This window comes from Solirubrobacter soli DSM 22325 (genome assembly GCF_000423665.1).
GTDB lineage: Bacteria > Actinomycetota > Thermoleophilia > Solirubrobacterales > Solirubrobacteraceae > Solirubrobacter > Solirubrobacter soli.
This window is the reverse complement of the sequence record NZ_AUIK01000023.1, coordinates 133,314-157,874: the sequence shown is the minus strand read 5'-3', so window position 1 is coordinate 157,874 and position 24,561 is coordinate 133,314. Positions and strand designations below refer to the sequence as shown.

Annotated in this window: 26 protein-coding genes and 1 tRNA gene; 21 read left to right on the top strand and 6 right to left on the bottom strand. The window is 70.2% G+C overall.

Annotated features, from left to right (window positions below; genetic code table 11):
* Positions 1-2 precede the first annotated feature (2 nt).
* On the top strand, positions 3-485 hold the full coding sequence (locus G569_RS0118350; RefSeq protein ID WP_169542186.1) for a bifunctional nuclease family protein: 483 nt from the start codon (positions 3-5) through the stop codon (positions 483-485).
* Here G569_RS0118350 and G569_RS0118345 read toward each other — a convergent pair.
* Genes G569_RS0118345 through G569_RS0118335 form a run of 3 tightly spaced genes read right to left on the bottom strand, consistent with a single transcriptional unit; the run spans position 482 to position 4,455 of the window.
* A complete protein-coding gene (locus tag G569_RS0118345; protein ID WP_028064484.1) occupies positions 482-2,104 on the bottom strand; it encodes a hypothetical protein in 1,623 nt (540 codons plus the stop codon). The two genes, G569_RS0118350 and G569_RS0118345, sit on opposite strands and share 4 nt — an antisense overlap.
* A 57-nt stretch (positions 2,105-2,161) precedes the next feature.
* Positions 2,162-3,106: a D-alanine--D-alanine ligase family protein gene (locus G569_RS0118340; protein WP_028064483.1), complete on the bottom strand. Its 945-nt coding sequence runs from the start codon at positions 3,104-3,106 to the stop codon at positions 2,162-2,164.
* Complete coding sequence (locus tag G569_RS0118335; RefSeq protein ID WP_028064482.1) at positions 3,103-4,455, bottom strand: aminotransferase-like domain-containing protein; 1,353 nt, start codon at positions 4,453-4,455, stop codon at positions 3,103-3,105. The genes G569_RS0118340 and G569_RS0118335 overlap by 4 nt, the downstream gene beginning before the upstream one ends.
* Positions 4,456-4,480: 25 nt before the next feature.
* On the opposite strand from G569_RS0118335, the gene G569_RS0118330 reads away from it, so the two are divergent.
* A complete protein-coding gene (locus tag G569_RS0118330; protein ID WP_028064481.1) occupies positions 4,481-5,071 on the top strand; it encodes a hypothetical protein in 591 nt (196 codons plus the stop codon).
* Positions 5,068-6,534 carry an alkaline phosphatase family protein gene (locus G569_RS0118325; RefSeq protein WP_028064480.1) on the top strand — a complete coding sequence of 489 codons (1,467 nt, stop codon included), beginning with the start codon at positions 5,068-5,070 and terminating at the stop codon, positions 6,532-6,534. The genes G569_RS0118330 and G569_RS0118325 overlap by 4 nt, the downstream gene beginning before the upstream one ends.
* Before the next feature lie 15 nt (positions 6,535-6,549).
* Here the strand turns inward: G569_RS0118325 and G569_RS0118320 are convergent, their stop codons facing one another.
* Positions 6,550-7,374, bottom strand: coding sequence for an LLM class flavin-dependent oxidoreductase (locus tag G569_RS0118320; protein ID WP_028064479.1), 825 nt, complete (start codon positions 7,372-7,374; stop codon positions 6,550-6,552).
* A gap of 5 nt (positions 7,375-7,379) precedes the next feature.
* Positions 7,380-8,165, bottom strand: coding sequence for a TIGR00282 family metallophosphoesterase (locus G569_RS49575; RefSeq protein WP_037497463.1), 786 nt, complete (start codon positions 8,163-8,165; stop codon positions 7,380-7,382).
* 10 nt (positions 8,166-8,175) lie between these two features.
* On the opposite strand from G569_RS49575, the gene G569_RS0118310 reads away from it, so the two are divergent.
* The 12 genes from G569_RS0118310 to G569_RS49570 all read left to right on the top strand — a co-directional run bounded on the left by G569_RS0118310 (position 8,176) and on the right by G569_RS49570 (position 19,108).
* On the top strand, positions 8,176-9,465 hold the full coding sequence (locus G569_RS0118310; RefSeq protein ID WP_028064478.1) for an AI-2E family transporter: 1,290 nt from the start codon (positions 8,176-8,178) through the stop codon (positions 9,463-9,465).
* Complete coding sequence (locus G569_RS0118305; protein ID WP_028064477.1) at positions 9,462-10,103, top strand: ABC transporter ATP-binding protein; 642 nt, start codon at positions 9,462-9,464, stop codon at positions 10,101-10,103. The genes G569_RS0118310 and G569_RS0118305 overlap by 4 nt, the downstream gene beginning before the upstream one ends.
* Positions 10,088-11,398: an ABC transporter permease gene (locus G569_RS0118300; protein ID WP_028064476.1), complete on the top strand. Its 1,311-nt coding sequence runs from the start codon at positions 10,088-10,090 to the stop codon at positions 11,396-11,398. Before G569_RS0118305 ends, G569_RS0118300 begins: the two co-directional genes overlap by 16 nt.
* 11 nt (positions 11,399-11,409) lie before the next feature.
* On the top strand, positions 11,410-12,381 hold the full coding sequence (gene hemB / locus G569_RS0118295) for a porphobilinogen synthase (RefSeq protein ID WP_028064475.1): 972 nt from the start codon (positions 11,410-11,412) through the stop codon (positions 12,379-12,381).
* Positions 12,372-13,445 (top strand): siroheme decarboxylase subunit alpha, encoded by a 1,074-nt coding sequence (ahbA, locus tag G569_RS0118290; RefSeq protein WP_028064474.1) that lies wholly within the window; start codon positions 12,372-12,374, stop codon positions 13,443-13,445. The genes hemB and ahbA overlap by 10 nt, the downstream gene beginning before the upstream one ends.
* Positions 13,446-13,456: 11 nt before the next feature.
* Positions 13,457-14,728: a glutamate-1-semialdehyde 2,1-aminomutase gene (hemL, locus tag G569_RS0118285; protein WP_028064473.1), complete on the top strand. Its 1,272-nt coding sequence runs from the start codon at positions 13,457-13,459 to the stop codon at positions 14,726-14,728.
* Between the two features lie 8 nt (positions 14,729-14,736).
* Entirely contained in the window at positions 14,737-15,171 is a 435-nt protein-coding gene (locus tag G569_RS0118280) for a hypothetical protein (RefSeq protein ID WP_157592128.1), read from the top strand.
* Positions 15,172-15,233: 62 nt separating this feature from the next.
* Positions 15,234-15,923 (top strand): Rieske 2Fe-2S domain-containing protein, encoded by a 690-nt coding sequence (locus G569_RS0118275; RefSeq protein WP_028064471.1) that lies wholly within the window; start codon positions 15,234-15,236, stop codon positions 15,921-15,923.
* Complete coding sequence (locus tag G569_RS0118270) at positions 15,920-16,723, top strand: cytochrome b (protein ID WP_028064470.1); 804 nt, start codon at positions 15,920-15,922, stop codon at positions 16,721-16,723. Before G569_RS0118275 ends, G569_RS0118270 begins: the two co-directional genes overlap by 4 nt.
* Positions 16,723-17,442 (top strand): c-type cytochrome, encoded by a 720-nt coding sequence (locus G569_RS0118265; RefSeq protein WP_028064469.1) that lies wholly within the window; start codon positions 16,723-16,725, stop codon positions 17,440-17,442. The genes G569_RS0118270 and G569_RS0118265 overlap by 1 nt, the downstream gene beginning before the upstream one ends.
* A 10-nt stretch (positions 17,443-17,452) precedes the next feature.
* A complete protein-coding gene (locus tag G569_RS0118260; RefSeq protein WP_053226590.1) occupies positions 17,453-18,133 on the top strand; it encodes a class I SAM-dependent methyltransferase in 681 nt (226 codons plus the stop codon).
* Positions 18,134-19,108, top strand: a complete 975-nt coding sequence (locus G569_RS49570) for a polyprenyl synthetase family protein (protein WP_053226588.1) — start codon at positions 18,134-18,136, stop codon at positions 19,106-19,108. It begins immediately after the preceding gene.
* On the opposite strand, the gene G569_RS0118250 is transcribed toward G569_RS49570, so the two are convergent.
* Positions 19,105-19,536, bottom strand: coding sequence for a hypothetical protein (locus G569_RS0118250; RefSeq protein ID WP_028064467.1), 432 nt, complete (start codon positions 19,534-19,536; stop codon positions 19,105-19,107). The two genes, G569_RS49570 and G569_RS0118250, sit on opposite strands and share 4 nt — an antisense overlap.
* A gap of 137 nt (positions 19,537-19,673) precedes the next feature.
* Between G569_RS0118250 and G569_RS66000 the strand changes: the two genes are divergently transcribed.
* The 6 genes from G569_RS66000 to G569_RS64635 all read left to right on the top strand — a co-directional run bounded on the left by G569_RS66000 (position 19,674) and on the right by G569_RS64635 (position 24,552).
* Positions 19,674-19,928 carry a Sec-independent protein translocase subunit TatA/TatB gene (locus tag G569_RS66000; RefSeq protein ID WP_064750392.1) on the top strand — a complete coding sequence of 85 codons (255 nt, stop codon included), beginning with the start codon at positions 19,674-19,676 and terminating at the stop codon, positions 19,926-19,928.
* Between the two features lie 36 nt (positions 19,929-19,964).
* Positions 19,965-20,981 carry a twin-arginine translocase subunit TatC gene (tatC, locus tag G569_RS0118235; protein WP_028064466.1) on the top strand — a complete coding sequence of 339 codons (1,017 nt, stop codon included), beginning with the start codon at positions 19,965-19,967 and terminating at the stop codon, positions 20,979-20,981.
* An 84-nt stretch (positions 20,982-21,065) separates the two neighbouring features.
* Positions 21,066-21,707, top strand: coding sequence for a tetratricopeptide repeat protein (locus G569_RS0118230; protein ID WP_157592127.1), 642 nt, complete (start codon positions 21,066-21,068; stop codon positions 21,705-21,707).
* A gap of 28 nt (positions 21,708-21,735) precedes the next feature.
* Positions 21,736-21,808 (top strand) — tRNA-Lys (locus G569_RS0118225).
* 355 nt (positions 21,809-22,163) lie between these two features.
* Positions 22,164-22,778 (top strand): site-specific integrase, encoded by a 615-nt coding sequence (locus G569_RS62700; protein WP_157592126.1) that lies wholly within the window; start codon positions 22,164-22,166, stop codon positions 22,776-22,778.
* Between the two features lie 49 nt (positions 22,779-22,827).
* Positions 22,828-24,552 carry a hypothetical protein gene (locus G569_RS64635; protein ID WP_211233020.1) on the top strand — a complete coding sequence of 575 codons (1,725 nt, stop codon included), beginning with the start codon at positions 22,828-22,830 and terminating at the stop codon, positions 24,550-24,552.
* The last annotated feature ends 9 nt before the right edge of the window (positions 24,553-24,561 follow it).

Sequence of the window (24,561 nt, the reverse complement as noted above, 5' to 3'; positions counted from 1 at the left end):
AGATGGTGATTTACGGCGTCAGCTTCGACATGGTCGGCAAACAGCCGATCGTGCTGCTCAAGGCCGTCGACACGAACAAGTTCCTGCCGATCTGGATCGGACATCCAGAGGCGGCGGCCATCCTGATGAAACTGCAGGGGGCGTCGACTCCGCGTCCGATGACGCACGACCTCCTGTTCGACATGCTCGGAGAGCTCGAGGTCGCGTGTACGCGCGTCTCGGTGACCGAGTTGCGGGAGAACACGTTCTATGCGTCGATCACGTTGTCAGTGAACGGACGCGAGGTCGAGATCGACTCGAGGCCGTCCGACGCGCTGGCGTTGGCCGTGCGCTCCGGTGCGCCGATCTTCGCCGCCGAGGACGTGATCGCCGAGTCGGCGATCGAGTTCGAGCACGAGGTCGAGGACACCGAAGAGGTCGTCGACAAGTTCAAGGAGTTCTTGGACCGCGTCACCCCGGAGGATTTCGCCGGGGGCGACACCTAGCCCACGGGCGTGGCGCTGACGGCGATCACCGCTGTCGTCAGCGCTTTCTGAGGCTCACCGCAGAACGGCTGGCGGGCCGTGATGGTTCGCGTGCCGCCCGTGACCGGCAGCGTGACGATCCACGCGGCCTCGAACGGGCGCTCGTTCGCGGTGAACCCCAGTGTGACCTCGTCGCCCTGGATCTCGCCGCCGAACGTCGCGGGCGAGCTGAACCCGCGGGCGCGGGCCATGTCCTGCCCGCAGGTGTTGAAGACCGTCTGGTCCCACTCGGTCCCGGCGTAGGTTCCGGTGCCCTCGACCAACCCGTCCTCGGGCCCGATCGTGACGCCGGCGGCGCCGACCGCGTTGGTCTCCGCGATCCCGGGACCCATGGTCTTGTTGAACGTGACTTTGAAGTCGTAGCGCCACCGCTTGGCCTCGACCGGCGGGATGGAGCGGTTCAAAGGCACCGGGCGTCCCGCGGTCGTCGTGACCTCGGCGTGCGCGCACGCGCCCTGCGAGGACGGGATCCAGGCGCGGGCCGGATCGGTGACGGTGATGTGGACCGCCGGGCCGCTCGCCGGCGCCTGGACCGTGCCGCACCCGCTCGTCACGGTCCAGCGCGCGTCGGCGACCGGCGTCCCATCCTGCGCGAGCGCCCGCACGTCGAAGTCGCCCTGCCCGCCCTTGACCACCTTCTCGGGCGAGGAGGCGATGTCCAGCGACGCGCACATCATCGCGTCGTACCAGCGCTTGTCGCCCTTCAGGAGCGCGTCGGAGAGGTCGCTGATGCCCATCATCGCGGTCGTGAGCAGCCCCGTGACCGGCTGGATGTCCTCCTCGGACGCCCGGTTGCCCTTGGGCCCGCGCAGTGTGAAGTCCTTGGCGAACGGGAGCGGGTCCGCACCCACCCGCACGCCGCGCTTGGTCAGCGCGGCGCGATACGTCTTGGTCGGCATCCGCTTGAGGACCTTGCCCGTCGACGCGATCTCGACCCCGGACTTGATCGACAGCTCGCCGCGCAGCGCGAAGTCGAACGTCTCGGCCTTCGCGCCGACCCCCACGTGGCCGGTCCACGTCACCTCGACCCGCACGGTGGCGAGCGTCCAGGTGCGCTTGCCGTGCTCGGCGGTCGCCTGCCCGAAGGTGAAGCTGTGGTCGTACGTCGCGGGGACGTCGCCGTTGGCCCGCGGGCAGTCGGGTACGACGTCGGCCTTGGTCAGCCCGAGCGTGTGGCCGGCGCCCTTGCGGTCGCGCAACTCGATGACCGCCGATCCGGCGTTGTCGATGTTCAGCGTGGCCCGAACGCCGTCGGCACGTTCGTAGACCGCCGTCTGCGGCCCGTCGGTGTCACCTGTGACGCTGACCTCGCGGCCGAAGACGGGATCGTCGGACGACGCGATCCGCGCCGTCTTGCCGACGCGCAGGTCGAGCATCCGCTGCGCCAGCTTCTCCGTCTTGGCCTTGGGCTTGCCGCCCTTGAGGCCGAGCTTCATCAGCGGCTTGAGCGCCTTCGGCCCGTCGAGCTTCGCGTAGACGCACGCCTTCTTGACCTTGACGGGACAGCGCTTCGCCGCTGCCGCGCTCGAAGGGTCCATGAGGTGAAGACCGAACACGAAGGCGAGCAGGGCGAAGCGCATGCCGCCGACCGTATTCAGGCGGATTGCGCGCGACGTCCTCCGCGCGAGGGATCTGGACTACACCGAAAGTCGCGAGGCCGCGAGGTCGACCATCCGGCCGACGAACTCGTCGAAGCCGATCCCCGCCGCCTCGGCGGCCAACGGGAGCAGCGACGTGTCGGTCAACCCCGGGATCGCGTTGGCCTCGAGCACGGTGAGCTCGTCGCCCGCGAGCATCAGGTCGATGCGGGCGAAGCCGGCGCAGCCCAGCGTCCGCCAGGTCGCCAGCGCCAGCTCCTGGGCGTGCGACTGGACCTCGGGCGTGAGCTCGGCGGGGCAGACGAACCGGGTCGCGCCGATCACGTAGCGCGCCTCGAAGTCGTAGAAGTCGTCGGTCTCCGGGATCGCCTCGACGACCGGCAGCGCCTCCGGCCCGTCCGGACCCTCGATCACCGCCACCGCGAGGTCGCGACCGTCGACGAACCGCTCCAGCAGCACCTTCGTGTCATACGAGAACGCCGCGATCAGCGCGTTCGGGACGTCCGCGGCGGTGCGGGCGAACTTGATGCCCAGCGCGGAGCCCTGACCGGCGGGCTTGACCACGATCGGGAACTCGAGCCGCTCCTCGATCGCCGGCAGGGCACGAGCCGCCCCCAGCTCCTCGAACGCGGTCTGGCTGAACGCGTAGAAGTCCGGCGTGGGGATGCCGGCGTCGCGCAGCGCGTGCTTGGCGACCACCTTGTCCATGCAGCGGATGCACGCGCCGGGCCGCGAGGCGGTGTACGGGATGCCGACGAGCTCGAGCAGCTCCTGGACGGTCCCGTCCTCGCCCCCGCGGCCGTGCAGCGCGACGAACGCCACGTCGGGCCGCGCGGCCTGCAGGCGGTCGACGAGGTCGGCGCCGACGTCGATCGGCAGCACGTCGTGCCCGAGCCGCGCGAGCGCGTCCTCGACCCGCGCTCCGGAGCGCAGCGAGACCGGCCGCTCAAGCGACGTCCCGCCCTTCAATACGGCGACCCTCACGAGGCCTCCCGGCGGCGGAACTCGACGACTTGGCCCTCGGGCTCGCTCGCCCGCGGCGCCGCCGGCTTCATGCCCGTCAGCGTGCCGTAGAGCGCGACCTGCTCGGAGACGACCTTGCCGATCCGCCGGATGCCCTCGCGGATGTCGTCGTCGCCGACGCCGGAGAAGTTCAGCCGCATCTCCGACCCGCCGCGCCCGTCGAGGTACGCCGCGCGACCGGGGACGAACGCCACGTGCTCGCGCAGCGCCCGCGCCAGGAGGTCGGTCGTGTCGATGTAATCCGGCAGCTTGGCCCAGATGAACAACCCGCCCTGCGGCGTCGTCCACGTCGTCTCGGGCGGGAGGAACTCCTCCAGCGACGCGAGCATGATGTCCCGCCGGCGCCGGTAGATCCCGCGCAGCTCGTCCAGGTACTTGCGCCAGTCACGGTGGCGGAAGTACTCGATCACGAAGTACTGGTTCAGCGGCGACGAGCACAGGTCCGCCGCCTGCTTGCCGAGGTTCAGGCGCTCGAGGATCGGGGCGGGCGCCGCCGCCCAGCCGATCCGCAGGCCGGCCGAGAGGATCTTGGAGAACGTGCCCGCGTAGGTGACGTAGCGGCCGCCGTCGAGCGAGTACAGCGTCGGCAGCGGGTCGCCCTCGTAGCGCAGCAGGCCGTAGGGGTTGTCCTCGAGGATCACGAGCTCCTGCTCGTTGGCGATCCGCACGAGCTCCTGGCGACGGTCGAGCGGCATGGTGACGCCGCCCGGGTTCTGGAAGTTCGGGATCGTGTAGATGAACTTCGGCCGCCGGCCCTCGGCGCGGAGCCGGTCGAGCGTCTCGCGCAGGACGTCGATCCGCATGCCGTGGTCGTCCATCTCGATCTGCACGACGTCGGCCTGGTAGGAGTTGAAGCACGGCACGGCGCCGGGATACGTGGGCGCCTCGGCCACGACCACGTCCCCAGGATCGAGGAACACGCGGCAGACGAGGTCGATCACCTGCTGGCCGCCCGTGGTGACCATCAGGTCGTCGGCCTCGACGATCGTCCCCTCGGCCGCCATCACCTGGACGATGCAGGCGCGAACGTCGTCGAGACCGTCGGTGGGGCCGTACTGGAGCGCTGCCGCGCTCGAGTCGACGGCTACGCGCGACATCAGCATCGCGAAGTCCTCGGCGGGGAACGTCGTCGTGTCCGGCAGGCCGGTGGCCAGCGAGATCACTTCGGGCCGCGCCGTCACGGCCATCATGTCGCGCATCGCCGAGGAGGTCATCCCGCGCGTGCGGCGTGCGAACAGCCCGCCGTAGCGCTCGATCTCGTGTGCGCTGGAGGGCGTCGCGCCCTTCCCGGGGGTCTCGTCTATCGTCATGCGGCGGAACGAACGCTAGCGCGCAATGGACTACCTCCTCGCCCTTCTCCAGGGTCTCGGGATCGCCGCGGCGATCGGCATCCGGCCCTTTTTGCCCACGCTCCTTGTCGGAGCGCTCGCTGCCGGCGACCTCGGCATCGACTTCGAGAACACGGACTTTGCTTTCCTGGAGCAGACCGCTTTCCTGCTCGTGATCGTGATCGCGGTGGCCGTTTTCAACATCATCGACCGCCGCCGAGGCGCCGATACGAGCGGCCAAGGCGCCGTCGTGACGCTGCTTCTGGGGTGCGCCCTGGTGCTGGGAGCGCTGCTGGCCAGCGGCTCGATCGCCGACGTCAGCTCCGACTGGTGGCCCGGGGTCCCGATCGGGGTCGCCGCCGCGTCGCTCGGCTTCCTGTCGGCGAGGTCGCTGTTCGGCCGCGTCAGCGCCCGCCTGGACGCCGACACGGCCAAGGCGCTCCCGCTGTACGCCGAGGGCTGCGCGTTGCTCGGCGCCGGCCTGTCCGTGCTCTTCCCGCCGCTGGCGATCCTCCTGGTCGCGGCGCTCGCGTGGCTGCTCATCGGCGGTCGTCGCCGTGAAGGCGAGAAGTACGCCGGGCTGCGGATCCTGCGGTGAAGAAGCTCGTCCTCGCCGTCATCGACGCGATGAAGCCCGCCATGCTCGAGCGGGCGGTCGCGACGGGTCGCGCGCCGACGCTGCAGCTGTTGATGGAGCGCGGGCACTACGTCGACGAGTGCGTCGCCGCGTTCCCGTCGGTCACGCCGGTGTGCGCGGCCTCGATCGCCACCGGCACCGGACCGGGGGAGCACGACATCCCCGCGATGAACTGGTGGCACCGCGGCGAGGAGCGCTACATCGAGTACGGCACGAGCTTCGGCGCCTCGCGCGCCTTCGGCATCCGCCAGTCGCTCACGGACACGATCTACAACATGAACCTCGAGCACCTCTCCAAGAACGTGGAGACGGTGTTCGAGAAGCTCGACGACGCCGACATCCGCACCGCCGGCACCACGTACCTCATGTACCGCGGGCGTCACCGGCATGAGCCGTCGGTGGACACCGCGCTCTCCCGGCTCGCCCATACCGCGTTCGGCCTGCCCACGATGGGCCCGCGCGAGCTCTTCTACGCGGACCTGTTCGCCTCGCGCAAGACGTCCTGCCGGTCGCAGCTCGGCCTTCCGGGCGTGCGCGACCAGCACTCCGGCTGCGTCTCTGAGTACATGGTCGAGCACGATTTGTTCGACTTCCTGCTGCTGTCGCTGCCCGACAACGACACCCACTCGCACAAGTACGGGCCGTTCGCGCAGGTCGACTCGATCGCGGCCGCGGACCGCCAGATCGCGCGGGTGATGGACGCCGCCGGCGGGCCGGACAAATTCCTGGAGGACCACGCCTTCATCGTCTGCAGCGACCACTCGCAGTCCAAGGTCGAGGGTGAGATCGACCTCTTCAAGGCGTTCGACGGCTTCGGTCTGCGCGCCGCCCAGCGCTCCCGCGCGGACGACGAGATCGCGGTCTGCCCGAACTCCCGCGCGGCGCAGGTCTACGTGCTGGACCGCGAGAACCGCCGCAAGCTGATCCCGAGGGTCGAGCGGACGCTGCTCGCGCTCGAGGGCGTGGACCTCGTCATGCGGATGGGCGACCACCCGGACGGCGAGGCGGTCGTCCGTGGCGAGCGCTCCCGTGGCGTCAAGGAGCTGCGCTTCGCCCCGCGCGGGGACCTGGTCGACGCGCGCGGTGCCCGCTGGAGCGTCGACGGCGACCTCGACCTCCTCGGCCTGAAGATCGAGGACGACCAGATCCGCTCCTCCACCTACCCGGACGCGATGAGCCGCGTCTGGTCGGCGCTGCGCTGCCACTCCGCAGGTGAGCTCCTGGCCTCCGCCCGCCCGGGGTACGAGTTCCTCGACTGGGGCGGCGCCCACCACGTCGGCGGCGGCTCCCACGGCTCACTGCATGCAAACGACTCCAACGCGGTGCTGATCTGGACCGGAACGGGTCCGGAGAAGTCCGCGCAGGAGCAGTGGGCGCTCCGGGACATCGTCCCGATGATCACGGAGCACTTCGGCGTTTCCTAAAGGGGTCAGGCCCCTTTAGGTTTCGAGGGCGTCTGCGAGTAGGTCGACCTGACCCGGGTCCGGGTCGCACGGGAAGAGGATGAGCTCGTCGCAGCCGGCGTCGGCGAAGCCCTGGACCGCGGCGCGGATCGTCTCGGCGTCCTTGGCCGCGCTGTCGACGATCATCTGCGTGTAGTCGCCGAGGAACGCGTAGTAGTCGCCCAGGTACGCCTGCGCCGCCTCCTGCGCGCGATCGCCGAGCGCGAAGTAGCCGAGCGCCAGCGTCCGCGGCGGGTCGTCGCCCTGCCAGACCGACTGCAGCTTGACCAGGCCCTCGCGGAAGTTGTCGGGCGACCCACCGCCCATGATCCAGCCGTCGTGTGCGGCCGCTCGCCGGAAGGCCGCGGGTGAGGAGCCGCCGATGATCACGGTCGGGTGCGCGGCCGGGCCGATCGCCTCGCCGTCCCAGATCTCCTGCCACTCCGCGAGCATCTGGTCGAAGTCCTTGCCGCGCGTCCTGAACTCGGCGCCGGCGGCCTCGTAGTCGTCCTCGCGCCCGCCCACGGCCACGCCCAGCACGAGCCGCCCGCCCGAGAGCGCGTCGACCGACGCCGCCTGCTTGGCCAGCATCGCCCCGCTCACCCGCAGCGGCGCGATCAGGATCGACGTGACCAGCTTGATCCGCTCGGTCACCGCCGCGGCCGCGGCCAGCGCGGTCAGCGGCTCGTAGTTGGCGTAGACGACCCGATCGATCGTCCCGAGGCTGGAGAAGCCGCGGGCCTCGGCCCGCCGCGCCCAGTCGACGATCTGCGCGCCCGTGGCGCCGCGGATCGTCGAGGGCAGTCCGATGCCGACGTCCATGAGCCTCAGGCTACGGGTCTGAGCACCTGGGCGATGCGCGCGGCGCGGCGCGGGCCGTCGCTCTCGATCAGCACCGCGTTCAGCCACGGGTCGACGTCGCTCGGCTCGTAGCGCATCGGCATGTGGGTGCGCATGACCGCGATCGACTGCTCCTTCTTCATCCCGATCACGCCCCCGCGGGCCCCGGTCATGCCCACGTCGGTGATGTAGGCGGTGCCGCCCGGCAGGACCCGCAGGTCCGCGGTCGGGACGTGGGTGTGGGTGCCGACGACCGCGGTCACCTTGCCGTCGAGGTACCAGCCGAGCGCGACCTTCTCGCTCGTCACCTCGGCGTGCATGTCGACCAGGATCTGGTCGCAGCGGGCGACCTCGCGCAGCGCGTCGTCGATGGCGACCAGCGGCGGCGCGCCCGCCTGCAGGTGCACGGCGCCGCTCAGGTTGACCACGCCGAGCGAGACGCCGTCGCGCTCGACGATCGTCGTCCCGCGGCCCGGCTGGGTCGGGAGGAAGTTGTACGGCCGGACGATCCGCCGCTCCTCCTCGAGATAGGGCCAGATCTCGCGATGGCGGTAGGTGTGGTTGCCCAGCGTGATGACGTCGACGCCGAGCTTGAAGAGCTCGTCGGCCTCCTTGGGCGTGATGCCCAGGCCGCCGGCGGCGTTCTCGCCGTTGGCGACCACGAAGCTCACCGCGAGCTCATCCCGCAGGCCGGGCAGCAGCTCGCGCAGGACCCGGCGGCCGGCCCGCCCAACGACGTCGCCGATGAAGAGGATGGCCGTCACGCCGGGCATACTGGCAGTGATGGCGGAGGAGGCTCCCAACCCGGTCGACGAGACCTCGCCGTCACGGCCGTACGAGCCCGTGCTCATCCCGCGCTGGGTGCAGATGGTCCTGCTGCCGGTCGGGATCGCCGGCGCCTACCTGTTCCTGCACGCGGCCGGCCACATCCTGCTGCTGTTCATCATCGCCGGGCTGATCGCGCTGCTGCTGAACCCGTTGGTGGCGCTCGTGCAGAAGCTGCGGATCCCGCGTGGCGCGGCGGTCGGGATCGTGATGATCGTCGTGCTCGCGTGCCTGACCGGCCTCGGGTTCCTGCTGGCGGCGCCGATCTCCGACCAGGTCTCGGGCTTCCAGCGCGACGTCCCGCGCTACGTCGACGATGCCAACTCCGAGCTCGCCAACCTCCAGGGCTGGCTCGACCGCAAGGGCATCGACATCCAGGTCAAGCAGGAGGGCGAGACCGCGCTGCAGACGATCGGCGAGCGCATCACCGGCGGCGCCGGCGATGTCGTGAGCTTCACCCGCGACGCCGTGCAGACCCTCGTCGAGGCCAGCCTCGCGCTGATCCTGATCATCGTCCTGAGTGTCTACATGATGATCTACGGCGACCGGATCGGGGCGGTGGCGCGAAGTCTCGTGCCGCCCGGCGACGGCTCGCCGGCCGACGACTTCCCGACGCGGATCCAGAGGTCGCTGTTCGGCTACGTGCGCGGCCAGGTGCTGTTCAGCCTGATCATGGGCACGAGCGCGGGGGTGATGCTGTGGGTGCTCGGCTCGCTCGGGATCTTCCCCGAGGGCAAGACGTACGCGGTCGCGTTCGGGGTGTGGTTCGGCTTCGCGGAGCTGATCCCGTACGTCGGACCGGCGGTCGGCGGCTTCCCGCCGGTCGTGATCGCCGCGCTGTCGGACAACCCGATCGACGCGGTCTGGCTGATCATCGCGTTCACGATCCTGCAGCAGCTCGAAGGGCACGTGGTGGCGCCGAACGTCTTCGGCCAGGCGCTGCGGATCAACCCGATCCTGGTGATCTTCGCGCTGTTGATGGGCGGGCAGCTCGCGGGGTTCGTCGGCGCGTTCATCGCGCTGCCGATCGCCGCCATCCTGCGCGAGACGATCGTGTACCTCCGCGACCACACCCGCTTCCAGCGCTGGGACCTTCCGGTCGAGCCCCCGCCGCCCAAGACGACGCAGACGCATTGCCCGGAGTGCGGCGTGCTGGTCGGCGCCGACGCGGAGGAATGCCCCGCGTGCGGGACGGAGCTCGGCGATCGCGACGCGGCGGCCTCGGCGGCCGCGGCCGCGCCCGGATGAGGATCGACGGCGTCGGCAAGCGCTTCGGGGCCACGACGGCGCTGCGCGACGTCTCCTTCAGCCTCCAAGCGGGTGAGCGGGTGGCGCTGCTCGGGCCCAACGGCGCGGGCAAGACGACGCTGCTGCAGATCCTGGCCGGCAGCATGGTCCCCGACGACGGCGAGGTCGACCTCCCGCCCGCGGGCTGGGTCCCGCAGCGCGCCGCGGTCTACTCGAAGCTGACCGTGCGCCAGAACCTGCAGCTCTTCGCGCACCTCGAGAAGGCACCGGCGGAGCGGGTCAAGCGGATGCTCGAGCTGACCGAGCTGACCGGGGACGAGGAGACCGGCAAGCTCTCGGGCGGCAACCGGCAGCGGCTGAACATCGCCGTCGGCCTGCTCGGGGACCCGCCGCTCGTGCTGCTCGACGAGCCGTCCGCGTCGCTGGACCCGGCGCAGCGCGAGCGCCTCTGGGCCTTCATCGCGACCCTGGAGGCGACCGTCCTCTACACGACCCACGACGTCGGCGAGGCCGACCGGCACGCCGACCGCGTGCTGGTCCTCGCCGACGGCGAACTGCTCTACATCGGCACCCCGGCCGAGCTGGCCGGCGACCGCGACCTGGAGACCGCGTTCCTCGCGCTATGCGCTGGCTCCTGATCAAGGACCTGCGGATCCTGCGCCGCTCGCCGCTGCTGGTGAGCCTGCTGATCCTCTACCCGGTCGTCGTCGCGGTGCTGATCGGCGCGGCGCTGACCGGCGGGCCGGAGAAGCCGCGGGTGGCGTTCGCGAACCTCGCCGGCGACGCGAAGTTCAACCTCGGCGGGCAGTCGCTCGACGCGACCGCGTACACGTCGCGGTTCTTCGAGGCGGTCGACCCGATCCGCGTCAAGACCCGCGAGGAGGCGATCGCCAAGGTCCGCGACGGCGAGGCGCTGGCGGCGCTCGTGGTCCCGGCCGACGCGATCCAGCGACTGCAGGGGATGCTCTCCCTGGCGGGCGGCGAGCCGCCCACGGTCGAGGTCTTCTACAACGCGGAGGACCCGGTCAAGCGCCGCTACGTCGAGTCGACGATCCGCTCGCGGCTGGCCGAGGCCAACGGCGCTTTGAGCGACGCCGTGCTGGCGCAGTCGGCGAAGTACCTCGACCTGGTGGTCAAGGGCGGCAAGCTGTCGTTCCCGCTCGTGGGCGAGGTGAAGATCCTCGGCCTGCGCAACGCGCAGACGCTGATCGACACCTCGCTGAAGGGCATGCCCGCGGACTCGCCGCAGCGGGTGCCGCTCGAACAGGTCAGCCGCTTCGCGCGCCTGGCCGCCGAGAACCTCGACCTGTCCAAGCCGATCCTGTCCTCGATCGGCCAACCGGTACGGGTCAAGCAGACCGTGGTCTCCGGCTCCAAGACGCCGCTCGACCAGTTCGCGGTGTCCGTGGCCGCCACGCTCAGCCTGATGCTCGTGACGCTGCTGCTGGCGGCGGGCCTGCTGGCGCTCGAGCGCGAGGAGGGCGTGTTCGCGCGGCTCGTCCGCGGCCTCGTCTCGCGCACCACGCTCCTGACCGAGAAGGTGGTGCTCGCGGCCGCGGCGGCGTTCGGGGTGACGCTGATCCAGCTCGCGGTCATCCGCATCTTCGTGACGTTGGAGATCAAGCCGCTGGCGCTCGCGGCGGGCGCGCTGGCGTTCGCCGCGCTCGGAACGGCCCTGGGAGCGCTGGCGCGCGAGGTGCGGGTGGCCTCGCTGCTGGCGATCCTGCTCGCGCTGCCGCTCGCGTTCCTCGCCCTGATCCCCTCCGGCGCGGTCAACGCCGGCCTCTACGACACCCTCAACGTCATCTCCGGCCTGTTCCCGTTCAAGCCGACGCTGCGGGCGCTCGACGGCCAGGGGCTCGCGCTGCTGCATCTCGTCGTGCTCGCCGCCGCCTACGGGGCGATCAGTCGCCTCGCATTGCGCCGGTTCTAAGCTTCGCTCCGATGGCTTTCCCCGCCACCCGCCTGCGTCGCCTGCGTTCGACCGGGGTGCTCCGCGGCCTCGTGCGCGAGACGGAGCTCAATGTGAGTCATCTCGTCTACCCGATGTTCGTGGTGGCGACAGGTCCCAAGCGCACACCGATCGCCGAGATGCCCGGGATCGACCACGTCTCGATCGACGGCGCGGTCGAGGAGGCCGGGATCGCGCAAGCGCTCGGCATCCCCGCGGTCCTGCTCTTCGGGCTGCCGGCGTCGAAGGACGACGAGGGCTCGGGCGCCTGGGACGACGAGGGCGTGATCCAGCTCGCCACCCGCGCGATCAAGGCGTCGCACCCGGACCTGCTCGTCTTCACCGACCTCTGCCTGTGCGAGTACACGTCGCACGGCCATTGCGGCGTCCTGCGCCCCGACGGCGTCGTCGACAACGACCAGACGGTCGAGCTGCTCGCGCGCACCGCGGTCTCGCAGGCCGAGGCGGGTGCCGACGCGGTCGCTCCGAGCGACATGATGGACGGCCGCGTGGGTGCGTTGCGCGCCGCGCTCGACGACCGCGGGCTGTCCGAGACGCCGCTGATCGCCTACTCCGCCAAATACGCGAGCGCCTTCTACGGCCCGTTCCGCGTCGCCGCCGACTCCGCGCCGCAGTCCGGCGACCGGAAGGGTTACCAGATGGATCCCGCCAACGCGCTCGAGGCGGTGCGCGAGGCCAAGCTGGACATGGATGAAGGCGCGGACATCCTGATGGTCAAGCCGGCGCTGCCGTACCTGGACATCATCCGGCGGGTCAAGGACGAGACGGGGATGCCCGTCGCGGCCTACAACGTCAGCGGCGAGTACTCCATGCTCAAGGCGGCGGCCGAACGCGGCCTGCTCGACGAGCGCGCCGCCGTGCTCGAGGCGCTGACCGGCATCCGCCGGGCCGGTGCCGACATCGTGATCACCTACCACGCCAAGGATGTTGCGAAGTGGCTGTAGCTCGCGCCAAGACGCGTTCCCGGCGCGACGGCGCAGCCGTCCCGCTCGACGAGACCGACAAGAAGCTCCTGAACCTGATGCAGGGGTCGTTCGCGCTCTGCGAGCGGCCGTTCGCCCATGTGGCCGGCCTCGCGGGGATCGACGAGTCCGAGGTGATGGAACGGGTCCAGTACCTGCTCGACAAGCGGATCATCCGCGAGATCACCCCGATCTTCGACACGCGCGCGCTGGGCTACAGCTCGATGCTGGTCGCGGCGAAGGTCGATCCGGAGTACCCGCACCGGGCGGCGCAGTTCATCAACTCGCACCCGGGCGTCACCCACAACTATCTGCGCAACCACGAGTTCAACCTCTGGTTCACGCTGGCGGTCGAGCCCGACTCGAAGCTGGGGCTGGACGGAACGCTCGACGTGATGGCCGCCAAGACCGGCGCCGAGTCGATCCGCCAGCTGCCGACGCTCAAGCTCTTCAAGATCCGGATGGATCTCGAGATGGAGGGCGGGACCGACGCGCTCGCCAAGGCGGGCGAGGCGGTCGAGCCGCTGGAGCTCGACCCGATCGAGCTCTCCGCCTCCGACATCGAGGTCATCAAGGCCACGCAGGGCCCGATGGCCGTGCGGTCCGACGCCTACGTCCCGGCGGCTGAGAAGCTGGGAGTGCCGGTCGCTGAGGTCTTGTCACGGCTCGCGTCGCTCCAGGAGCGCGGCGGGCTGCGGCGCGTGGCCGCGATCCTCTACCACCGCCGGGCGGGCTTCTCGGCCAACGGCATGGGCGTCTGGGCCGTGCCCGACGCGGAGATCCTCGACACCGGACGCCGGATGGCGGCGTTCCGCGGGATCAGCCACTGCTACCAGCGCCCGACCTACGCGGACTGGCCGTACTCGGTCTTCACGATGGCCCACGGGCGGTCCAAGGAGGAGTGCGACGCGGTGCTCGACGCGATCGCCGACTCGTGTGGGATCACGGAGCGCGCGACGCTCTACTCGAGCACCGAGTTCAAGAAGATCCGGATGCTCTACTTCACCGACGACTTCAAGCGGTGGGAACAGGAGCACGGGTCCTGAGCGCCTCCTCTTTGTCGGATACGCGCTCGGCCGAGCTCTACCGGCGGGCGCTGCACGTGCTCCCGGGCGGGGTGAACTCGCCCGTGCGCGCGATGCGGGCCATCGGCCGTGACCCGATCTTCGTCGAGCGCGCCTCCGGCGCCGAGCTGACCGACGTCGACGGCAACGTCTACGTCGACTACGTGTGCTCCTGGGGGCCGCTGATCCACGGGCACGCGCACCCCGCGGTCGTCGAGGCCGTCACCGAGGCCGCCGCGTACGGGACCTCCTACGGGGCTCCGACGGCGGGCGAGGTCGAGCTCGCGGAGGCCATCTGCGCGCGCATGCCCTCGGTCGACATGCTGCGGATGACGTCGTCCGGCACCGAGGCGTCGATGAGCGCGATCCGCCTGGCGCGCGCTCATACGGGGCGCGAGAAGCTGCTCAAGTTCGCCGGTGCCTACCACGGCCACGTGGACGGGCTCCTGGTCGCGGGCGGGTCAGGGCTGGCGACGCAGGGCATCCCCGCGTCGTCCGGCGTGCCCGAGTCCGCGGCGGCGGCGACGATCGTCGTGCCCTGGAACGACCCGGACGCCGTGCGCGCCGCGTTCGCCGAGCACGAGCTCGCGGCCGTGCTCGTCGAGCCGTACCCGGCCAACATGGGCCTGATCCCGCCCGCCGCGGGCTTCCTCGAGCTGCTGCGCGACCTCTGCACCGGCTACGACGCGCTGCTGATCTTCGACGAGGTCATCACCGGGTTCCGCGTCGCCCCCGGCGGGGCGCAGGAACTCACGGGTGTGCTGCCCGACCTGACGGTGATGGGCAAGATCCTCGGCGGCGGGCTCCCGGCCGCGGCGTTCGGCGGCTCCGCGGCGCTGCTGGAGCGGATCGCGCCCGCCGGCGACGTCTACCAGGCGGGCACGCTGAGCGGGAACCCGCTCGCGGTCGCCGCCGGCAGGGCGACATTGGCGCTGCTGGACGAGCAGGCGTACCTCACGCTCAGCGACACCACGCGGGCGCTCGCGGACGGCCTGCGCGAGGCCGCGGGCGACCGTCCGGTCTCCGTGACGTCCACGACGGGGCTCGTGACGGTCTTCTTCGCCGCCGAGGCGCCCACGGACTACGCGGGCGCCGCGGCCTGCGACACGGAGACCTACGGCGCCTGGTGCCGCGCGCTGCTCGCCCGCGGCGTCTACCCGCCCGCCTCGCAGTTCGAGGCCTGGTTCCCGTCGCTGGCGCACACCTCCGACCACATCACGAGGACCGTCGAGGCGGCCGCCGCGGCCTTCGCCGAAGTCTCATGACAGACGCCTTGCACAGACTCGCGGAGGAGCTCCGCCAGGAGGGCGGCCTGCTCGCCAACACGGTGCGCGAGGACGGCGCCCAGCCGCAGCCGCACGGGGACGCCGTCGCCGGCCGCGGGGAGAGCTACCCGCTGCTCGTCGAGGCGATCCGCGAGGGCTACCTCCAGCACTACGCCTCGGGGCGGGTCGTCAAGCCCGACGACCCGGACCTCGCGCTGCTGGCCGGGGACCGGCTCTACGCGCTCGGTCTCGAGCGGCTCGCAGCGATCGGCGACCTCGACGCCGTGGCCGAGCTCGCGGACGTGATCGCGCTGTGCGCGCAGGCCCACGCCGAGGGCGACCCGGCCCGCGCCGACGCCGTATGGGACGCGGGCGCGGCCGCGGTCGCCGGCGGTCCTGCCGCTGACCATCAGGCTGCAAAACGGCGGTGGCGCGGTGTCTGACGCACAGGCCTGGCGCGCCGACACGTCGCCCCACCGCAGCCGAGCGATAGCATTCCGGCCCCTTGCCTGAGTCCCGCAAGCAGCCCGTTTCCAAGTTCACCGCCGACCGCAACATTCCGGGTGCGTTCGAAGGTGAGACCGTCACCCGTCGCCGCCTCATGGTCGGGACGGTGCACACCGCCGGTGCGGTAGCCACCGCCGCGGTGCTGCTGCCCGTGCTCGGGTTCGCCGCCGGCAGCCCGATCTTCGAGCGCGCCCCGGTCATCTGGACGCCCGTCGGCAAGCCGACGGACTTCCCCGACGACGACTACGTGCCGCGCGTGATCACGATCACGCAGGGCATCGGCGAGGTCGGCAAGACGACCGTGTACATGCGCCAGCGCAACCCGGAGATCGACGACGCCGAGGGTGCGCCCGCGCCGCCGGCGACCGACGCCCCGGTGGTCGCGATCTCCAGTCGCTGCATGCACCTCGGCTGCCCGGTCCGCTGGACCGCCGCCGCGCAGCGCTTCATCTGCCCATGCCACGGCGGCGTCTACGGCTTCACAGGCGCCGTCGACGGCGGTCCGCCGGTCCGCCCGCTCGACCACTTCTACACCCGCATGCGCAACGGCGTCGTCGAAGTGGGTCCGCGCTACTCGGTCAACTCGTCGTTCACACGCTTCCCGAGCTACCGCGATCCGGGCCAGCCGCTCGACGGCATCGGCCAGTACCTCTACCCCGGCCGCTTCTCGACGCCGAAGAACCCATGAGACTGCCGACGCTTCCCAAGCCCCCTGTTCCGAAGTCCTTCCAGGACTCCCCGGCCCGCCCGGGTGAGGCCGACAAGGTCAAACCGCTCGAGCAGGTCAAGGAAGCCGGCATCCACGTCGCCGACTGGGTCGACGAGCGCACGTCGCTGTCCGGCGGCGTCCGCTGGATGTTCTTCCGCAAGGTGCCGAAGGGGACGAACTGGTTCTACACGCTGGGCTCGGCGACGATGTTCGCGTTCGTCTCGCAGGCGATCACCGGCGTGTTCCTGGCGATGTACTACACGCCGTCGCCGACCCAGGCCTACGAGTCCGCGCGCCACATCACCAACGACGTCTTCCTCGGCGAGTTCGTGCGCGGCATGCACAAGTGGGGCTCGTCGGTGATGGTGATCCTGATCTTCTTGCACATGGCGAGAACGTTCTTCTTCGGCGCGTACAAGTACCCGCGCGAGCTGAACTGGATCATCGGCGTCGTGCTCGTGATCCTCACGTTCGTGATGTCGCTGACGGGCTACCTGCTGCCGTTCGATCAGCGCTCCTACTGGGCGACGATCGTGGCCGCGAACATCAACGGCACCGGGCCGCTGGTGGGTCCCTTCCTGTCGGACTTCCTGAGAGGAGGCGCCGACTTCGGGGCGACGACCTTGTCGAGGTTCTACGCGATCCACATGATGCTCGTGCCGGGGTTGATCGCCGCGCTGATCGGCGCGCACCTGTACCTCGTCGCCAAGCTGGGCACGACCGCGCCGCCGTGGCTGCGCGCTGACAAGGACGAGAAGCTCCGGGAGGAGCGCGTCTAATGAATCAGCGCGAGAAGGAGGAGTACCTCCGCGAGTACGCGATCCTGAAGTCCAAGGGGAAGCCCTTCTTCCCCTACGCGGTCGCCAAGGACAGCGTGATGATGATGGTCGTGATGGCCGTGATCATCACGATGTCGATCGTGCTGGGCGCGGAGCTGGGCCCGAAGGCGGACCCGACGACGACGACCTACGTGCCGCGTCCGGAGTGGTACTTCTTCTTCCTCTTCGAGGTCCTGCGCGTCATCAAGCCGCCGGAACTGGTCCCGTTCGCGACCATCGGCGTGCCGACGATCTGCATGATCATGCTGTTCCTGCTGCCGTTCATCGACCGCGGCCCGGAACGGCGGCCTGAGCGCCGGCCGATCGCGACGCTGTCCGGCATCCTCGTGATCGTCGCCATGGGCTACCTGACCTTCATGGGCGCTGAGGCCGGCTCGCCGAACTCGATCGACATGGTCGTCCCGGCGAACCTCGAGAAGGGCAAGCTCGTGGCCGCGCAGTCCGGCTGCCTCGCCTGTCACAAGATCGGCGAGAATGGCAACGACGGCCCTGGCCCGCACCTCTCGAACATCGGCAACGTGCTCGAGAAGGGCGCCATCCGCCGGACGCTCGAGAACCCGACCGCACCGATGCCCTCCTTCCGCGGGCTGCCCGAGGACAAGAAGACCGCGCTGGTGGACTTCCTCGCGTCGCTCAAGGAAGGAAACGAAGAAGGCTAGGCCGGCCCGTATGGCGGCCGGGACCGGCACGCTGCCCGCCGACTCGGTGCGGGCGATGTTCGACCGCATCGCGGGCGTCTACGACGTCATGAACACGGTCATGACGGCGGGGCTGCACCACCAGTGGCGCACCCGGGCCGTCGACCTGGCCCGCGTCGGGCCGGGTACGCGCGCGCTCGACGTCGCCACGGGCACGGGCGATCTCGCGATCGAACTGGCGTCACGCGGCGGTGACGTCGTCGGCTCGGACTTCTCGGAAGGGATGCTCGAGCGGGCGCGCGCGAAGGCGCCGGGCTTGACCTGGGAACAGGCCGACGCGCTCGCGCTCCCGTATCCAGACAATGCCTTCGATGCCGTCACCGTGGGCTTCGGCGCCCGCAACTTCAGCGATCTCTCGCGCGGGCTGTCCGAGATGGCGCGGGTCGTCCGTCCGGGAGGCCGCGTGGTGATCCTCGAGATCACGACCCCGCAGAAGCCGCCCTTGTCGACCTTCTTCTCATTGTGGTTCGATCGGCTGGTGCCGCTCCTGGGCCGCTTCGACGAGGCGTACACGTACCTGCCGAACTCGGTCAAGCGCTTCCCGGGCCCGCACGCGCTCGGCGGGATGCTGGTCGAGGCGGGGTGCGAGGATGTCGGCTGGATCCTGACCGCGGGCGGGATCATCGCGATCCACCACGGGACGGTTCGCTAAGTGGCGAGCGCCGAGGCGGTCGCCGCGGTCGTCGAAGCGGGAGGCGCGCACGTCCCGGGGCTGATGCGCGACCTCGAGGTGCGCCTGGCCGAGGTCGCGACCTCGCACGGGTCGACGCTCGGCGAGCACGCGGGGGCGACGATCGCCGCCGGCGGCAAGCGCCTGCGGCCGCTGCTGGTCTTCGTCGCGGCCGGTCCCGATCCGGCGGGGCGCGACGCGGCGCTGCGGGCGGCGGTGGCCGTCGAGCTCGTGCATTCGGCGACCCTGGTCCATGACGATGTGCTCGACGCGGCGGTCCTGCGGCGAGGAAGACCGACCGTGGTCGCCTCCGCGGGGCGCTCGATCGCCACCGCGACGGGGGACCTGCTGTTCTCGCGCGCGTTCGCCGAACTCGCGGGCGGGGGAACGGTCGAGCCGGTGCGGGTCCTGTCGGACGCCTCGTCGGCGCTCGTGCAGGGCGAGCTGCTGCAGCGCGAGGACGCGTGGAACCTCCACACCACCCGCGCGCGCTACCTGCGGCGCTGCGATCTCAAGACCGCGCGGCTGTTCCGCGCCGCGTGCGAGCTCGGCGCACTGGCGGGTGGCGGGAACGTCGCGCTGCTGGGCGAGTTCGGCGAGCGCATCGGGCTCGCGTTCCAGCTGCTCGACGACGTGTTGGACGTCTCCGGACCCGCCGAGCGGACCGGCAAGCACCGCGGCACCGATCTGCTCGACGGCACGGTGACGCTGCCGCTGATCATCGCGCGCGAGCGCGACCCGGAGATCGCCTCGCTCGACCTGCGCGCGGTGCGGACACCCGAGCAGGCCGAGGGGGTGTGCGACGCGATCGCCGCGACCGGCGCTCTGCAGGCCGCGCGCGAGGTGGCGCTGGCGATGGTCGCCGACGCGAAGGCCGACCTCCCGTGCCTGCCGGAGCCCTCACAGCAGGCGGCATTGGAGCTGGTGGCCGACTCCGTGGTCGACCGCTACTCCTAAAAGTCTTCGGGCAGGATCGCGTTGGCGTCCAGGGCGGCGGCGAAGCGCTCGGCTTCGGCCTCCATGTTCGCCTGCACGAGGCGACGCAGGTCCTTGACCAGCGCCTCGGTGCCCAGGTCCAGGTGCTCGTCGAACCGGTCCACGGTGGCCTGGTCGAACGTGCCGACCTCGCTCCACTCGCAGTTCGGGCAGCGCAGCTCGACCTCCCAGTGCGTCACGGAAGCCTCTTCCCAGTCGACCGGGTACACGAGGTCGCGGTCGCACTCGGGGCAGATGTGGAGCTCTTCGACCGGGTTCGAGGCCGCGGCGGCGGCGGCGCCGGCCGCCTCAGCGGCGAGCGGCTCGAAGTAGACAACCTCGATCGAGCGGCCCGAGGGGAGGGTCACGCGGCGGACGTACTGACCGTTGGAGTTGGTGGGCTGGCTCATGACAGCCCTTTAGATCGGCCTCCGGATGACGAACTTGACCCAATTTCGTTTGTTCTGTACCGCTACCCTCGTTCCCAGGAACTGGTAGTAGCCGTCCAACCACCTCCGGGAAGAGCACGATGCCCAACATCGGACCCTTGGAGATCGCCATCGTCCTGGTGATCGTCCTCCTTGTCTTCGGCCCCAAACGGCTGCCTGGCCTCGGCAAGCAGCTCGGTACCGGCATGCGCGAGTTCAAGGAGTCGATCACGGGCAAGGACAAGGACGACGACGATGACGCGCGCGCCTCGCGCGGCGACGATCGTCGTGACGTCGAGGCCGCGCTCGGCCGCCCCGATGGCGAGCAGGCGCCGCTCGACGGTGAGACCGTCCGCGAGCGCTCCCCCCGCTAGCACTCCCGACACCGACCACAACCGTCCGTCGCACCCATGGCGTCTGCGCTGCGATCCGTCGCGCACGAGGACCGCCTGAGCCTCGTCGAGCATCTGACGGAGCTCCGTGTCCGTCTCGTGATCTCCCTGGTGGCCTTCGTGGCCGCCACGATCCTGTGCTTCTGGCAGAACGACCGGGTCCTCGACATCCTCAACCGGCCGCTCGAGCAGACGGAGCAGTCGGACACCAGCGACCCGCTCGCGTCAGGTGCGCGTTGGGATCAGGACGTCGCCGCCTGGATCAAGGACTCCAGCGCGGTGCAGCGTCTTCAGGCGGCCAACGAGCAAGATCCCCAGGTCAAGGCGGCGCTCAACCAGCTCGCCGCGCAGGGGGACAAGCTCGCCGCGTCCGTCCCGGAGGTCAGCACCCGCAAGCCGGTCACGCTCGGCGTGTCGGAGCCCTTCATGCAGACGTTGAAGGTGGCGGCGTACGCAGGCCTCCTCCTCTCGCTGCCGATCGTCCTCTTCCAGGTCTACGCCTTCGTCCTACCGGCGTTCTCCCCCCGCGAGAAGGAGATCGCGCTCCCCGCCATGTTGGGGATCCCGATCCTGTTCATCTGTGGAGTCGTGTTCGGTTACTACACGGTCGTCCCGCGGGCGATCGAGTTCCTCCAGAACTTCAACACCGACTCGTTCGACGTGCTCGTGCAGGCGCAGCCGTACTACAAGTTCGTGCTCATGCTCCTGCTGGCGATGGGGCTGCTTTTCCAGATCCCCATTGGGATCGTGGCCATCACGCGGGTCGGAATCGTCTCCACCAGCCAGCTCGCGCACAACCGCCGTTACGCGATCCTGGTCATCGCCGTCCTGGCCATGTTGTTGCCCGGTCAGGACCCGGTGACCATGACGATGATGATGGCCCCTATGTACGTTTTGTTCGAGGGGTCTATCCTGTTGTCCTGGCTGCTGGACCGGCGCGCCGGCCGCGCCGTCGCCGACGACGAGGATTTCGAGGATCTTGAGGAGACCTCGCTATCCCCGGAGCCAGTGCACGTCACCCGCGATCAGGACTAGTCCGCAACTCCCATGCTGTTCGATCTGAGAAGCGGCGCTCGACGCCGCACCGTCAAGGTTGTCTATCTCGGCCTCGCCCTACTGATGTTCGTAGGCTTCGTCGGGTTCAGCATCGGGTCCAGCGGCCTGTCTGGAGGCATCGTCGACGCCATCACCGGCAACGGTACCCAGGGCGGCGGCGACGACGCCGCGGTCAAGCGCCTGAGTACCGCCGTCCAGACCGCCGACGCCAAGGCCAAGGCCACCCCGAGCGACCCCGCCGCCTGGTCCGCCCTCGCGCTCGCCCGCGTCCGCCTCGCCCAGGTCGGCGACAACCTCGACGCCGCCACCGGCAACTACACCGCCGAAGGCAAGCGGCAGATCACCGCCGCCACCACCGCCTTCGACAAGTACGTCGCGCTGAACCCCCCGACCCCCGACGAGCGCCTCGCCCGCCAGATGGCCAACGCCTTCATGTCGGTCGGCAACGTCGGCAAGGCCGTCACCGCCCAGGAACTGGTCACCCAGGTCGACCCCACCCAGCAGACCTACTCCAACCTCGCGATCTTCGCCTACCAGGCCAACCAGACCCGCAAGGGCGACCTCGCCGCCGCCAAGGCCGTCGAACTCGCCCCCAAGGACGAGCAGAAGGACCTCAAGACCCAGCTCGACTCGGCCAAGACCCAGGCGCTGACCTCGCAACTCCAGCAGGCCGTGCCGAGCGCAACGCCCACTGTCGGCGGGTAACGCGTTCGCCGCTATCCTGTGCGGCCCAGCCCTTGTAGCTCAACTGGCAGAGCAGCGGACTCTTAATCCGAAGGTTCCAGGTTCGATTCCTGGCGGGGGCACTTCCGAAACCGCGCTACGGCGCGGTTTCGTCGTTTAAGCGGGCGCGGCGACGCGAGGTGCGCCGGCTGCGTCTGGGAATCCGCGACGAACCCGGCGCACCTGGCCTCGCGATCGGCGGCGAGCGCGGTACTTCACCAAGCGCGGCCCCCAAGGGATGGCTACGCGATGTGCTCGGCCAGGCGCATGCAGGGACCGCAAGCCGTCGACCCTCTGCGACTTCCGCTCCGTGATCCGGGTCCACCTCTCGGCGGCGTTCGGGTCTCTCCGGCTCGAGGACGGGACAACCAAGCGCATCGAGGCCTGAACGGCGGGATGGCTCGGGCCCGTCGCGTCCTTCGGCTCCCGGCTAACCCCATGGCCGACGTCGAGAAGCCGCGCCACAGGCGCTCGACCGCCATCGAGGTGTTCTCGCCGGAGGAGATCATGGCTTTGGTCGGCGAGGCCGAGTCTGATCAGGACGGCGTGATCTACGTCGCCGCGGCGTTCACAGGCCTCCGCCGCGGCGAGCTCGTCGCGCTGCGCCGGTCCGACGTCGAAGCGGGCACGCCGACGCGAGGTGCGCCGGCTGCGTCTGGGAATCCGCGACGAACCCGGCTCACCTGGCCTCGCGATCGCCATCGGCGTGGACGCGGCGGCCGCCGGACGGACGTCAGCGCCGCAGGACGACGATCGGGCCAGTCAGGACGGAGCGCAGGGCCCATCACGCGCGCCTGGTCGCCGAGAACGCAAAAGACCGCCTCGGCGGGCGGTCTAACGGAGATATCGGCAGCGCGGACGAAGACCTTTAGCCCTCTTGGCGTTGCTGGCGCGTTGCCGCTCAACCTGCCGGCCCGGTTCCGCAAGAGCGTCGTCGATCACCCGGACGCGGGCCGCCGACTCCAGGCGTGTCGGCCGCGTCTCGGAATCCGTGACGAGCTCGACTCACCTCGTCGTTCGAGGCCATGGGGCAACCGCTGCCCGAATGGCTAGCCGCGCGGGCTTGACTCGTTGCACAACGCACGAAGAGGATGGGGCGCAGATGAGACTACGCCGCCTGCTCCCCGCAATCGCGATCGTCGTGTTCGGGGTGGTGCCGGCGGCGCTCGCGGTCTCAGCGGACCCGTGGGGGGCGGTGGAGGTTGCCGACTCGACGACACGGCCGCCCGGGTTGTTCAATGACGACGCCTCGCAGTTGGCGGTCGACGCCAACGGCAACGCGCTGTGGGCGTCGTTTGCCCGCAACAGCAAAGGTGACGACCAGCTGGCGATCTACGAGCGCTGCGGCACGACGTGGCAGCGGACGTTGCTGGGGACGCCCGCGGCGAACTTCTTCGGCACCGGGATCGAGTTCGCGGCGAACGGGACGGCGATGGCCGTGTGGCGGGTGGAGGACGGCAACACCGACACGCACTACTCGGCGATCCGCGGGCCAGGCGGCTCGTGGGAGCAGCCGCAGACCATCGTGAGTGACTCGGACATCTCGAACGTCCAGTTCGCGCTCAGCGACGGCGGGGCCGCGGTAGCGGTGTGGGCGGACCCGACGCCGGGCGGGATCTGGGCCTCGTTCCGGCCCGCCGGCGGCGCGTGGGGGGCGCCGGAGAAGGTCGCCAACCCGATGCTGCGCCACGACGTCGCGATGAGCGCCACGGGGGACGCGGTGCTGCTGTATCAGCAGACGACGCCCGGCTACGTGTACTCGAAGTACCACTCCGCGGGCGGGAGTTGGGGCGGGGAGGTCAAGGTCATCGAGAACACGTTCCAGAACACGATCAAGGACCTGATGGTGGAGTTCGACGGTGGCGGGCGGACGGTGGCGATGGCCTCGTTCAACGAGAACGTCACCGACGCGCTGCGCGTGAACACGGGCAGCAACGGCGCCTGGGGCGCGACGAACCAGCAACTCGGCGACGACGAGCCGAACGCGCAGCAGTGGCGGCTCCGGAACACAAAGGCGCTCGTCCGCCATCCGGGCGGCCTCGTGGCGGCGTGGGAGCGGCGGACGCAGTCGTTCGTCATCGAGACCGTGGTGTCGCGGTTCAACGGGACGAGTTGGGACACGCCGAAGCCGTTCGCGGTGTACGGGCCGACGGTGGCGGTCAACGGCGTCGGCGAGATCCTCGTGGCGGGAACGGCGGGGAACGACCCGGAGACGCACGCCGTGATCGCGTCGTCGCTCTCGGCTGCGTGGCCCGCGATCGCGCGCGTCTCGCCGCCGGGCACGAGCAGCGATCAGTTCCGCGACCCGGAGGCCGGCGGCGGGGGGAACGACTTCTATCTCGCGTGGGGCGTGCATGGCGGCAGCAACGAGCGCACGGAAGTCATCTCGACGAAGCCGTCGACCACGTGCGCCGCGACGCCCACGGCGACACCCACTGCGACGGCGACGGCCACTCCGAGCGCAACGCCCGACCCGCTCCCGGCGACCCCGACCCCGACTGCCACCCCGACCTCCACGCCCACGCCGACGCCCACCCAAGCACCCCCCAGCGCGATCGCCGACTTCACCACCCTCCCCGCGGCCTCCAAGTGCATCCGCGGCCGCAAGCTCACGATCAAGTTCAAGAAGCCCCCGAAGGGCTACACGGTCAAGACGGTCACGGTGAAGGTCAACGCCAAGAAGGTCGCGACGGTCAAGGGCAAGCAGCTCAAGAAGCCGCTCTACCTGCGCAAGCTGCCCAAGGGCACGTTCACGCTCACCGTCACGATCACGCTCACGAAGGGCAAAGGACTGACCGAGAAACGGCGCTACACGGCCTGCAAGTAACCTCATGGG